Below are 11,256 nucleotides of genomic sequence, written 5' to 3'. Positions count from 1 at the left end.
ATTGGGCCAAACTTCACTCGACCAACCCCATTGAGCGATTGAACGGTGAGATCAAGCGGCGCACAGAGGTCGTCGGCATTTTCCCCAACGACGACGCCATCGTGCGCCTGGTCGGTGCGCTGCTGCTCGAACAGAACGATGAATGGGCCGTCCAGCGATCCCGCTACATGACACTTGAGACAATCGCCACAATGAGCGATGATCCGCTCATCAGCCTGCCAGCAGCAAGCTGATACTCATCCGACCCTCTGGGATGAGCCGTGGTCGTCTAAGCTACACCACGTCCTGGGACATGATCTCAAGCTCGAAGAACTTCGCGTAGGGGCCGCCTGCAAAGTGCCGCCGTAGCTCTACAAAATTCCGCAGCGAGCGAGCGAGCGAGCGTGTTTCCTGCCGTTGAATGGTGGCGCGATTGGAAAACCGATGCGCGGGAGCTCCCAGGAAGGCCAAAACGGCTGCCAGGCATGCGCTCGGTTTAAGAAGAAGATCCTGGTATTCGATCATCAGCAGTTTGCTCGGATCAAACGCATCCTTGACCCGCGCATGGAAATCGTCGGCAGCTTTGAAATAGGCTTCGCATTCGTTCACTGACAGCGAGACACTTGGGGGCTCATTACGGTCCGGGCTGAATTTCAGCCACTGACCCGTTTGCCTTGCCTGCACCAGCGATCGTAGGGATTCCAATGTATTGCGAGTAAGCAAAATGACTTTGAGGCCTTGCCAGCGAGCCAATTCGTCGAAAAAGCCTGGACGCTCATAAAATTGAGGCTCGTTAATTTTACAGCCGACATGCGTCACCTTCTTCTTGGCTGGTGGATAGCGCATGTAGGCGAGCTCGAGAAGCTCGCGATCGCTGTGCCTCAGGCGATCCTTATCGGGCCAATTTTCATCATAGCTGTTGAGCAACTCACCGTTGCTCAAGATATTTGGATGATCGTTCAGCAACGCTTCGAGATAGTGCGTCCCAGTTCGCGGCATCGCAAGGATTACAAATGGCTCCGGCGACGGTAGGGAATGGATCATTGCGCATGTTTCCAACTGTTATTGATCACAAAGGTGGGGATGGCGCCCGCACAAGAACTTCGCCGTTGCGCCGACGAGCGTAAGGGCTCTCCGGCTGGTTCTTTACGCCAGGCTATTGAAAGACGTTCGTACTGCGGTCTGGCCAGTGCAGCTGAAACAGATCGGTATGATCCGTCTGCAGCCTTTGAAGGCTGGCATCGACTGCTTCGAAAAGGTTTGCGCGCGTGTAGCTGACGCGGCCGTCCAGGATATAGGGCAGGTTTGCTTTGGCTGGCCGGACGGGACCGACCGCTTTGGTCGAAAGCACCACATCCTGCCTGCGGCCGGTTTTGCGCAGCCAACTGTCGATATAGCGCGCCGAGAGACCGTCGTCCCGACGCGCGGTGGTACAGGATACATCTCCGCCGTGTCGACAAAGTTTACGCCTACATCGAGAGCCGCCCCGAGTTGCGCGCGTGCCTCGGCTTCCGTGTTCTGCTCTCCCCAGCCCATCGTACCCAAGCCGAACGCGCTTACTTTCAGGCCGCTGCGGCCGAGTCCGCGATACTGCATTTCATCACTCCGTTTCGTAAGCGGTCACGGCTTCAGGGCATCAGACGGCGCCGCAGAAGCGTTGCCGAAAGGAAGAACGGCAATGCCGCGTAAAGGCAGAGCGCACCGACATGCAGGCCGACGCTTTCCGCCGGCCGGCCGAGCATTGCTGGACGAATGAGGTCGATCGCATGTGCGAGCGGCAGCAACTGCGCCATTTCCTGAAATCCGCCCGGCAGTTGCGCGACCGGAAAGACCGCGCCGCAGAGGAACAACATCGGCGTGAGGACGAGCGTCTGGTAGAAAATGAAATAGTCGTAACTGGGTGCGAGTGCCACGACGACCATGGCCACGCTCGCGAATGCAAACCCTGTTAGCGCAATAACCGGCAGCACGCAGGGGATCGACGTCCACGCCGCATAGCCGAGCATAGTGGCGACGATCAAAATTCCCGTCCCGGCCAGAAACGCCTTGGTGGCCGCCCATGCCAATTCGCCGAGAATGACATCGCCGAGCGTCAGTTGTGTGTATAGGATTGCTTCCCAGCGGTGAGATTGCATGCGAGCGAAAGCCGCATAAATCGTTTCGAAGGTTGCAGATGTCATGGAACTTGCCGCAACCATGCCGCCCGTCAGAAACGCGATATATGGAGCCCCGTCCACGCGACCGACCATTATGCCGAGGCCGTAACCGAGACCGAACAGGTAGATCATGGGATCGGCGAGATTCCCGAGTATCGACGCAAGCGCAACCTTCTTCCATGCCAGATAGTTGCGGCGCCAAACCGCAATCCAGTTCCAAGCGTTAGCCGGCAGCGTTGTCGCATAACCTTCACCCATCATTCATTTCTCCATCTCGCGCCCGGTCAACCGCAAAAAAACATCCTCCAGATTCGGTGGCCGCTGCAAAAGACGCAGGCCCGTTCGCCCGCGCAGTTGCGCCAAGACCGGCTCCGGATCGGACGCGTAACAAAAGAGCGTCTCGCCGCTCACCTCGAACCGTTGCGCATATGGCCGGATCGCTGAATGCAGTTCATGCGGATTGCCGCCGTATATTTCGATCACCTGGCAGCCGATCTGCTCGTCGACAAGCGCATGCGGGCGGCCCTCGGCGATGATGCGTCCCTTCTCGATGACGCACAGGCGATCGCACAAACGCTCAGCTTCTTCCATGAAGTGGGTGGTCAAGATAATTGTCTTGCCGCGCGCCAGAAGTGCCCGCAGGCGCTCCCAGATCAAGTGGCGCGCATGCGGATCAAGGCCCGTCGTCGGCTCATCCATGACAAGCAGCTGCGGGTCGTTGATCAGCGCACGCGCCAGTGTCAGGCGCCGCTTCATGCCGCCGGACAGCTCGGAAACGCGTGCATGCGCCTTGCTCTCAAGGCGCGCGAACTCGAGCAGTGACGGGATAACCTTTTCGACCTCGCGTGTGCTCATGCCGAAATAGCGTCCGAACACCACAAGATTTTCGCGCACAGTGAATTCGGCGTCGAGGTTGTCGAACTGAGGGACGACGCCGATGCGCCTGCGTGCCAAGCGGGCGCGCGCCGGCACGGGTACACCGAGCACGCTGATCTTGCCGGAATCAGGAAGAGTCATGCCGAGAACCATTCGCGCGATTGTGCTTTTTCCCGCGCCGTTCGGCCCGAGCAGGCCAAAGCATTCTCCCGCTCCAACGGAAAACGACAGCCCGTCGACGACGGTCCTTTCGCCGTAAGACTTCGTGACACCGGCAAGTTCGATTGCTACCGTGGACATGTGCTCATCTTCATGTTGTCTGCGACGCCAACTGGCGCCAATTCGGCGACCCGCTCCTTGGTGAAGAGCACGCCGTTGCACCATACATGGTCGATGCGTCCCCATTCGCAGGCTGCGGCAGCATCCGGGAAGAAGCCCCGTCCATGGAGGTTGGCACTCGTGTTGCAAAGCAGCGGAATGCCTGTGAGTTTTTCATACTCGATGAGGAGTTCGGTAACTGCGTGTTCAGAGCTCCTGGAAATGGTTTGCAAACGTGCAGATCCGTCGAGATGGACGACAGCGGGAATCTTGTCCTTCCACTCCGGGCGCGTCTGGTGGTCGAACAGCATGTAGGGATCGGGCGTTCCGGGACTGAATATATCCGGCGCGAGGTCCTCCAGGCATATTGGCGCCACCGGCCGGAAGTGTTCGCGAAATTTGACTTCGTTGAGATAGTCTTTCATTTGCGGCGACGTCGCGGCTGCGAGAATGCTTCTGCCTCCGAGCGCCCGGGGTCCGAGCTCGGCGCGCCCGGCAAGAAAGACAACGGGCTTATTGCTGGCGAGGATCGTGGCGAGTTCTAATATGCTGCACGGGGCAGCCTCCCATCCGGGCGGCGCATCGCCGTTTTTCAAAGCCGGGCCGCTGTAGACCGACCACTCCAGCGGCACAAAGCCTTCATGCGCCGCCATGGCGCTGCAGGCGGCACCGATTGCAGAACCACTGTCGTTCGGAAATGGCGGAACCCAGACGGCATCGAACAGGCCCGTCTCGCGCAGTGCACTGTTCCATTTGATGTTGAGACCACAGCCGCCGGCTATGCATAAATTACGCGGCCCTGGCAGTGAGTGGCGCTGCATGGCAAGCGCCATTTCACGGACTAAGAGAAGCTCCAGGAAAGAATGGAATGATGCAAGCACGTTTTCGGGCGCCTTATCCTCCAATCGGACCACGCTGGCATCGAAGAAGTCATGTACGGCTATAAGGGAAGATTCAGCGTCGTTGATGTTTGCGCGATAGCGACAGGCTCGCTCGGCATCGCCTGAAAAGTGCTCCTCGTAGAGCTCTTCGAACACCGCGACGATGTCTTCATCAATCGAGCTAAGCGCGATATAGGCCATCAGCTTGCCGGCGACACCGAGGTCCCAGCCCGCGCGGCTTGGCTGCTTATATGGCCCGAAGTAATGGCCCGCGGCAGCGTAAGCTTGCCCTATCATCGGGAATAAGGACTCAAGGAACCGCGCTCCGTGGCCATCGACGTGATAGAGGCGCGGGAAGATGCAGCCACCCCATACCAGGCAGAACGCGGCTTCACCAGCCTTGGCGAATGGACTGGTGCAGTATGCGGAGGCCACATGGCCGGTAACATGCGGATAGCTCTTATAAGAAAGAACCCGGTCGTCGAGAATAAGGCCGGAGCCGTCGAGCGAATCGAGAAGACCGTCGGGGTGGCGTTCAACGTAGGGCGCCCCCGTGAGAGTGACGGGAGCCGCGCCGCTGAGGACCTGGAAACGCGACTCGATCTCACCATCCCATCCGTCGATGACGAACTGATCGACGTCGCTTGGATTAAGACCGTGTTCCGCCAACGCGGTGACAATTGCGTCGAGATTGTCGATGGTTTGGTATCGGCGATTGTTGTCTTGCTTCTCCTGCTCAATGCAGAAGACTAGCCGTCCGTCCTCGATAAGGGCGATCGCCCCGTCATGGGTCAGCTTTATACCACAGATGCGCATAGTGTCTCCATGTCTAAGCTCGAAACTTCAATTGATTAGGAAGAGGAAACCGGATTGCGGAAACGGACGAGCAAGCAGTCTTCGTTGTCCGAGTCCCCCTGTAACTCAAGACGCTCTACCTCGACCAACATTTCGGTGAGAATGGCAATGACCGTCTCAGCGCCGGTAACATGACCCCAGCGCTGGCAGTTCGCATCGCGAGCCGAGCCGAAGACCAGATGCCCGCCCGGCGCAAGCATGCGAAGCAGGTTCCCACCTGCCATTCGCATCTCGGCAATGTCTCCGAGGTAATAAAGAACTTCTGCAACCACGATCAGATCGAAAAGCTCTTCAGAGGAAAACTGTTGTACGTCTGAGACAACCCAGCTGATATGTGCCGGCTTGTTCATGCGCCGGCGTGTTCGATCAATCGCTTCTGGCACGACATCGATAACGGTGAGGCGCTGGCAATGGGGCGCCAGTTTTTCCGTGAAGGCGCCGGCCGCACACCCGACTTCGAGTGCATTTGCGATGGGCCCCTGGGCAAGCGACAGCAGGAGCATTTGCGCGTGACGCTTGCGTTCGAACGGATTTCCGTCGAGGCGCCACGGATCATCTGCAGCCAGTTCGCGATTTAAAAGTTGATAATTGTCGTGCGTTTTCAAGCCGTCTACCTTGATAGAGCGATCATTACTGGTCGGTGCAAATGCCGTCATATGCCATCGATCTGGTAGCATCTCTCGCAAGATTGTGCCGGCGAAGCGGAGCTTCATTTTCTTGCGATTCTCTCGGGCTTGATGCAGCAACCGGGTCTTGGATGGCGTCCAGCTTTCCACCCTTGCCTGTTGCCTTGGCAGCAGAGCCGCGCGACAGCCAATCGCTATTGCTCAACGTACAGAGCGCGTAGGCCTTCAAGGGCAGCAGGAAAAAGATGTTGATGAAGGTATGCAGGGAGAAGCCGATAAATCGAAATTGGCGAGCACGAACCGCTGCGACGCTGCAGCGGATCATGGTCATCGATGCGATCATCAGGCATGTCCACCAGGGCACGGTCCCGGTGAGCGCGAACTGCGCTAGTCCGGTTAGCACCGATAGGGCGAGCAAGAGCGGTCCGAGGTTCTGACCAATGACGTCCAACGTGAGAAAACGGTCAAGACCAGGCAGAAGGTTCATTGCAAGCAACGTGTCACGGAAAGTGCTGCGTGCCCAGCGAAGTTGTTGACGCAGATAAGGGCGCAGCTTGTTTGGAACAACAGTTGCCGCGATGGCGGTTGGAACATATTCGGTTCGAAATCCGGCCTTCAACATGAGAATCGTAAGATGACGATCTTCGCCGAAATCGCTTCGCTTTCCCCGGAACATTTGCGTTTCGTACTGGTCGAGTAGCATGGTAAGCGCAGTCCGGCGGTACATGGCGCATGGGCCACAGCAGCACATGACAGCACCGAAACGAGCCTGTGCCGCGCGCTCCTCATTACAGGCTAGCCAGTATTCCATGTCGATCAAACGGGTCAACCAGGTCTCGTGGCGGTTGCTGGCGGCAAGCTGGCCCATAGCCGCGCCAATTGCCGGATCTTGCATCTTGAGTGCAAGTTTCACGACGACGTCTGGGGCGAGAATGGTGTCGGAGTCGACGTTGAGGACCAAATCCCCAGAGGAACGGCGTATCGCTGCTATCTGCGCCTTGCGCTTTCCAACATTCTCCCTGAGCAGAATGAATGTGAATCTTGGATCGCGTGCAAACGCCGTGTGGACGGGCGTGATGGCGTCGCGATTGCTGGAACCGTCATCAACCACATAGACATTCAAATCCCCAGCGTATTCTTGCTGCGCGATGGACTCCAGGCAGTCCCAGAGTGTGCCCGGATCCTCATTGAAGGAGGGTATGATGACATCGACGCTCGGCCATTGCGCCGAAGCGATGGGCTCTGCAGAGGTCGATGGCTCCTCGATTGGCCGAGCATAAACGACCTGCATGCTTTTATAAGCCGTCGAGAGCATCGCATAAAGCGAGATAGCGGCAGTGCTGGTTGCGTCGAGCAGATTCATGAATATCGCTTTCAGTGATGTTGAGGAAGCGAGCGGATTAAAAATCCGCGGTCGCGCACGACTGGGATGATGCGAGAGAGTGCCATGATGGTATGACGGCGCAGACTGCTATCTACGCTCGGCTTCGCCTCGCTTGGAGGGCATCCGTCGTGCAACAGAACGATTGCCCCGGGACGGATAGAGGCGAGCACTGCATCGACAATGGCATCGACGCCAGGACGAGACCAGTCTCGCGGGTCCACAGACCAATGGACGGCCGCCAGCCCTGCGCTCGCCGACACGGAAAGAACGTCTTGGGTCCAGCTCCCGTAGGGAGCGCGCATATATTGCACCGACGCCTGCGGGCATGCAGTCTTGATAGCCCTGCTCGCCTCAGATATCTCATGTTCTATTTCGCCGGGACCGCAATTGGACAGGTCCGGATGGGTCATCGTGTGATTGGCGACCTTGTGCCCTTCGGCGATCATTCGTTGGATGAGTTTCGGCCGCTCGGCTGCGTAAGTTCCGATAACGAAGAAGGTTGCGGGCGCCTGATGTTGCGCCAGCACGTCTAGAATCTCAGGCGTACAGAAGGGATGAGGTCCGTCGTCAAATGTCAGATAGATGCTCGGCCGGTCGGTGGCGTCATCGCACGCATTGGGCATTTCGTATAAGCAATCGAGTTGCGTCATAGCTCTGGCCCGTTCCGATCGATTACCGTGCCGGCAGGCCAATCGGAGATGGATCTTCCAATCGGCAGGACGATGACAAGCGCGTCGTCAATGCGTGTGGGCGGCTTGTCGAGGCGCGCCTCCGGTAGAGTGGACGACACACGAATCCCCGATAAGATCGTTACCGGACCGTAACGGCCGAACCTTTCGATATGCTTTTGCAATGCGGGCCGAACGGTGCCGAAAGCAAATGGAACGGCGAGTTCGCGCAATACAGGAAGCATGGCGTGAACTGAATGCCCGATCCCCAATCCCTCGAGATCCGGACGTACGCCATATAGTCCGAGCTCACCCACCAACTGATCAATTGCGCCAATTTTAATAAATCGGCGCAGCAAGCCCAGATGAGCCGCGACACCATTAGCATCATAGGCGATGAGACGAAGTTCGGGCCTTGCTCCCGCCCAGCTTCGACTGCCCTCGAATGGTTTTGCATTAAAGGGCCCGGTTGGCCCATAGGTCATCCGAAAGAAGTCGGCGAGCTCGATATGCTCGGCGAGTTCCAACTCGTTTTCCCAGCACAGTCTCCACCGCACCTTTGAGCGCATGCAAAGACCTCCTTTTTCCTGCTGTAGTTCTGAGGGAAACATCGTGTGATTGCAGCAACTGCTCGTCTACCCACGTCATACGCCCCAGGCGGTCGCAACGGCATACAATCGTTATAGTAGAACCTTTCTATTTCGCTCGCGTCTGAGATGATCAACTCTCTGAATACTTCCGACCGTCGTCGGTCGTTCGTAAGCTTACGCCGATGTACTCGTCTGCTAATCGACATACTTGTCAGGTTATCGACATTTTCCTCATGCACCATCATGCCGAATCGGTAAAATTGATTGTTTGGATGGCAACCATCCACATCTTGAATGAAGGAAAAGATGCGCTTCAAAGGACTGGACTTAAATCTTCTCGTCGCGCTCGACGCATTGATGACCGAGCGTAACCTGACGGCCGCGGCACGCAGCATCAATCTCAGCCAGCCTGCGATGAGCGCTGCTGTGGGCCGATTGCGTGTCTATTTCGAGGATGAACTGTTTACGATGAATGGTCGCGAACTTGTCCTGACGCCGCGTGCGAAGGGCCTGGTTTCGGCCGTACGTGAAGCCTTACTCCATATCCAGCTTTCGATCATTTCCTGGGAGCCGTTTGATCCCTTTCAGTCGGATCGCCGTTTCAGGATCATTCTTTCCGATTTCCTCACACTCGTGTTTATGGAAAAGGTCGTGAAGCGTGCTGCGCGGGAAGCCCCAGGCGTGAGCTTCGAATTCCTGCCCCTCGCCGATGATTACGACGAGCTTTTGCGCCGTGGCGAAGTCGATTTTATCATTCTCCCGGACGTGTTCATGCCAACTGGACATCCTCGAGCGAAACTGTTTGAGGAAAGGCTCGTATGCGTGGGCTGTGGCAGGAACCAAGAGCTATCACAGCCGCTTACATTCGACAGATACATGTCCATGGGGCACGTCGCGGCCAAATTCGGGAATTCACGAAGACCATCAATCGAAGAATGGTATTTGCTCGAACACGGTTTTAAGAGACGTATCGAGGTCGTCGTGCAGGGCTTCAGCATGATCCTGCCCGTTCTGTCCAATACCAATCGCATAGCGACCGTGCCGTTGCGACTGGCGCAACATTTCGCAGAAGTTTTGCCCCTTCGGATCATGGACCTTCCACTGCCGCTTCCCCCATTCACAGAGGCCGTTCAATGGCCTGCGCTTCAAAACAGTGATCCGGCGAGCCTATGGATGCGCGGGATTTTATTACAGGAAGCATCGCGCCTTGCCCTCCCGTCGGCAGAGCATTGAGTGGATGCCAGCAATGTTGCTGGAGCCCATCTCATGCGGATACTCGCAAGATCGGCTTAGAGTTTATAGGGAAGAGAGGCCATCGAAGCACCTGGCTTTCAACGGATCTGGCAAGTCGGCGAACGGTGCAAGGCAGATTGGCAGGAATGTCTTTGATGCCGTCGATAGAACGCCAGTTTAAAATAACAATGTGTGTGAACTTGTACCGCCAGCAGGTAAACATTCTGGTCAGCGGTAATGTGCTTGGTGGTGCAAAAGGGGTGGAATACACGCATATCGAAAAGTACCGGTACGGCTTAGCCACACTTCTGGTGCGGCATTCCACACTCCGTTACCAGCCATGCGAAAACCGCCAATTGATAGACCGACGTCGTCGAAAACTATGCCGATGCCCGTTGGATGCTTCACCACACTGGAGAGGCATTGCGATCATTTCTGTCTCAGCTGAGCAGCAATCATGTCGCGACTGGCGTTATGGATCAGCAGCGTTTCGTAAAAAACCGTCAGAATGTTTTCCGCCAATTCCGTATCCAAGTGTTGCATACGAAGGACAGTCACCTTTCGCTCCTGCCGTGAAACCTGTTCTTCACTTTCGGCAATATGGCGATTTGCGATATCAAGGTCGGCTTGAGTGAATATCATTTTGGTTTCTCCCTGAGATCGGCATCCCTGGGAAGTGGCACTCGCACTGAAGCGCTTCCCTGTGTTCCGTCGGAACCCAGTTCATCGCGGTTCGGAAGAAACGAAGATGACGCTACACTGGTGGACGCTACCAGTGACGCTCGAAACGCGTCGGGTCGGTTAATATCTTATACCAATCGGCATTGGTCAGAACCGATGTGCCCAGTCGCGCATTCCGATTGACATGATCTTCCAGGGCTGGTCGACCAGCTTGTTCCAAGCGGCGCAGCAATGATTGACGATGTCGTCGTAGGATGTGAAGACGCGGTTCGACAGCCAGTTGTCGCGCAGGAATTGCCAGACATTTTCAACAGGATTCAGTTCTGGGGATCGCGGCGGCAGGAAGAGCAGGGTGATGTTTTCCGGCACGATCAGCTTGGCCGATGAATGCCAACCCGCCTGATCGAGGATCAGAACCGCGTGCGCACCGTTATCGACCTCGCGGCTGATTTCCTGAAGGTGCGCGTTCATTGCCTCTGTGTCGCACCAGGGCATGACAATGCCTGCACCCTTACCCTTCTTCGGGCAGATCGCCCCGAATATGTAGGTCCATAGCGTTCGCTGATCGTGGGGGGCCGATGGACGCGTTCCCCGTTGCGCCCATCGCCGCGTCATCTTGTTCTTTTGCCCGATGCGGGCTTCATCTTGCCACCACAGCTCTATTTCTGTGCCTGGAGCGAGGGTCTTGCTGATCGCGCTGATCTCTTCCGGGAAACTTATGGAATGGCCCGCCCTTTCACCCAGCATCGAGTAGGATGCTGATATCGGGAAAGAGAAAGGAACGAGCGAATGTCTATTGCTATCCTCGGTGTTGATCTGGGCAAGAACTCTTGCAGCATAGTTGGCGTCGATGCGGCCGGTGCCGTGGTCGTTCGTCGTACAATGCGCCGGCAGACGCTGATCGACTATGTGACGAAGCTTCCGGCCTGTGTGGTCGCAATGGAAGCATGTTGCGGCGCGCATCATCTGGGACGCCTGTTTATGGCGCAAGGCCACCAGATCCGGTTGA

General features: G+C 56.7%; 12 protein-coding genes and 3 pseudogenes. 3 read left to right on the top strand and 12 right to left on the bottom strand.

Translation table 11 applies throughout. The annotated features are described in order from the left end of the window. The coding region (locus PH547_RS33180) for a transposase (protein WP_208865046.1) at positions 1–233 on the top strand (233 nt) is incomplete at its 5' end. A 40-nt stretch (positions 234–273) separates the two neighbouring features. On the opposite strand, the gene PH547_RS33175 is transcribed toward PH547_RS33180, so the two are convergent. The 10 genes and pseudogenes from PH547_RS33175 to PH547_RS33130 all read right to left on the bottom strand — a co-directional run bounded on the left by PH547_RS33175 (position 274) and on the right by PH547_RS33130 (position 8,312). Further along, complete coding sequence (locus tag PH547_RS33175) at positions 274–1,023, bottom strand: sulfotransferase domain-containing protein (protein WP_184805589.1); 750 nt, start codon at positions 1,021–1,023, stop codon at positions 274–276. A gap of 112 nt (positions 1,024–1,135) precedes the next feature. Beyond that, entirely contained in the window at positions 1,136–1,333 is a 198-nt protein-coding gene (locus PH547_RS33170) for an aldo/keto reductase (RefSeq protein ID WP_331384342.1), read from the bottom strand. A gap of 134 nt (positions 1,334–1,467) precedes the next feature. Continuing rightward, positions 1,468–1,515, bottom strand: a pseudogene (locus PH547_RS33165) (aldo/keto reductase); the annotation flags it as partial. 92 nt (positions 1,516–1,607) lie between these two features. After that, entirely contained in the window at positions 1,608–2,393 is a 786-nt protein-coding gene (locus PH547_RS33160; protein WP_004125979.1) for an ABC transporter permease, read from the bottom strand. A 3-nt stretch (positions 2,394–2,396) separates the two neighbouring features. Next, complete coding sequence (nodI, locus tag PH547_RS33155; RefSeq protein WP_004125976.1) at positions 2,397–3,311, bottom strand: nodulation factor ABC transporter ATP-binding protein NodI; 915 nt, start codon at positions 3,309–3,311, stop codon at positions 2,397–2,399. Then, complete coding sequence (gene nodU / locus PH547_RS33150; RefSeq protein WP_004125972.1) at positions 3,299–5,026, bottom strand: nodulation protein NodU; 1,728 nt, start codon at positions 5,024–5,026, stop codon at positions 3,299–3,301. The genes nodI and nodU overlap by 13 nt, the downstream gene beginning before the upstream one ends. A 35-nt stretch (positions 5,027–5,061) precedes the next feature. Continuing rightward, positions 5,062–5,778 carry a nodulation methyltransferase NodS gene (nodS, locus tag PH547_RS33145; protein ID WP_032495018.1) on the bottom strand — a complete coding sequence of 239 codons (717 nt, stop codon included), beginning with the start codon at positions 5,776–5,778 and terminating at the stop codon, positions 5,062–5,064. Then, positions 5,696–7,054 (bottom strand): chitooligosaccharide synthase NodC, encoded by a 1,359-nt coding sequence (gene nodC, locus PH547_RS33140; protein WP_004125966.1) that lies wholly within the window; start codon positions 7,052–7,054, stop codon positions 5,696–5,698. Before nodC ends, nodS begins: the two co-directional genes overlap by 83 nt. An 11-nt stretch (positions 7,055–7,065) precedes the next feature. Beyond that, complete coding sequence (nodB, locus tag PH547_RS33135; protein ID WP_004125963.1) at positions 7,066–7,725, bottom strand: chitooligosaccharide deacetylase NodB; 660 nt, start codon at positions 7,723–7,725, stop codon at positions 7,066–7,068. Beyond that, positions 7,722–8,312 carry a NodA family N-acyltransferase gene (locus PH547_RS33130; RefSeq protein WP_004125955.1) on the bottom strand — a complete coding sequence of 197 codons (591 nt, stop codon included), beginning with the start codon at positions 8,310–8,312 and terminating at the stop codon, positions 7,722–7,724. The genes nodB and PH547_RS33130 overlap by 4 nt, the downstream gene beginning before the upstream one ends. A 327-nt stretch (positions 8,313–8,639) precedes the next feature. On the opposite strand from PH547_RS33130, the gene PH547_RS33125 reads away from it, so the two are divergent. Beyond that, positions 8,640–9,566, top strand: coding sequence for a LysR family transcriptional regulator (locus PH547_RS33125; RefSeq protein WP_004125953.1), 927 nt, complete (start codon positions 8,640–8,642; stop codon positions 9,564–9,566). Positions 9,567–9,995: 429 nt separating this feature from the next. Here the strand turns inward: PH547_RS33125 and PH547_RS33120 are convergent, their stop codons facing one another. Continuing rightward, positions 9,996–10,208: a hypothetical protein gene (locus PH547_RS33120; RefSeq protein ID WP_004125950.1), complete on the bottom strand. Its 213-nt coding sequence runs from the start codon at positions 10,206–10,208 to the stop codon at positions 9,996–9,998. A gap of 186 nt (positions 10,209–10,394) precedes the next feature. Beyond that, positions 10,395–10,928: pseudogene (locus PH547_RS33115) on the bottom strand (IS630 family transposase); the annotation flags it as partial. Between the two features lie 108 nt (positions 10,929–11,036). Between PH547_RS33115 and PH547_RS33110 the strand changes: the two are divergent. Beyond that, positions 11,037–11,256, top strand: a pseudogene (locus PH547_RS33110) (IS110 family transposase); the annotation flags it as partial.

The organism is Rhizobium cerradonense (assembly GCF_030182455.1).
GTDB lineage: Bacteria > Pseudomonadota > Alphaproteobacteria > Rhizobiales > Rhizobiaceae > Rhizobium.
Note: the sequence above shows the minus strand (reverse complement) of the source record. Positions and strands in the feature narration are given on the sequence as shown.

Bases quoted from the DNA above. Each gene is read 5' to 3' on its own strand.
- PH547_RS33175 (WP_184805589.1), bottom strand. From the start codon at position 1,023: ATGATCCATTCCCTACCGTCGCCGGAGCCATTTGTAATCCTTGCGATG.
- PH547_RS33160 (WP_004125979.1), bottom strand. From the start codon at position 2,393: ATGGGTGAAGGTTATGCGACAACGCTGCCGGCTAACGCTTGGAACTGG.
- nodI (WP_004125976.1), bottom strand. From the start codon at position 3,311: ATGTCCACGGTAGCAATCGAACTTGCCGGTGTCACGAAGTCTTACGGC.
- nodU (WP_004125972.1), bottom strand. From the start codon at position 5,026: ATGCGCATCTGTGGTATAAAGCTGACCCATGACGGGGCGATCGCCCTT.
- nodS (WP_032495018.1), bottom strand. From the start codon at position 5,778: ATGAAGCTCCGCTTCGCCGGCACAATCTTGCGAGAGATGCTACCAGAT.
- nodC (WP_004125966.1), bottom strand. From the start codon at position 7,054: ATGAATCTGCTCGACGCAACCAGCACTGCCGCTATCTCGCTTTATGCG.
- nodB (WP_004125963.1), bottom strand. From the start codon at position 7,725: ATGACGCAACTCGATTGCTTATACGAAATGCCCAATGCGTGCGATGAC.
- PH547_RS33130 (WP_004125955.1), bottom strand. From the start codon at position 8,312: ATGCGCTCAAAGGTGCGGTGGAGACTGTGCTGGGAAAACGAGTTGGAA.
- PH547_RS33125 (WP_004125953.1), top strand. From the start codon at position 8,640: ATGCGCTTCAAAGGACTGGACTTAAATCTTCTCGTCGCGCTCGACGCA.
- PH547_RS33120 (WP_004125950.1), bottom strand. From the start codon at position 10,208: ATGATATTCACTCAAGCCGACCTTGATATCGCAAATCGCCATATTGCC.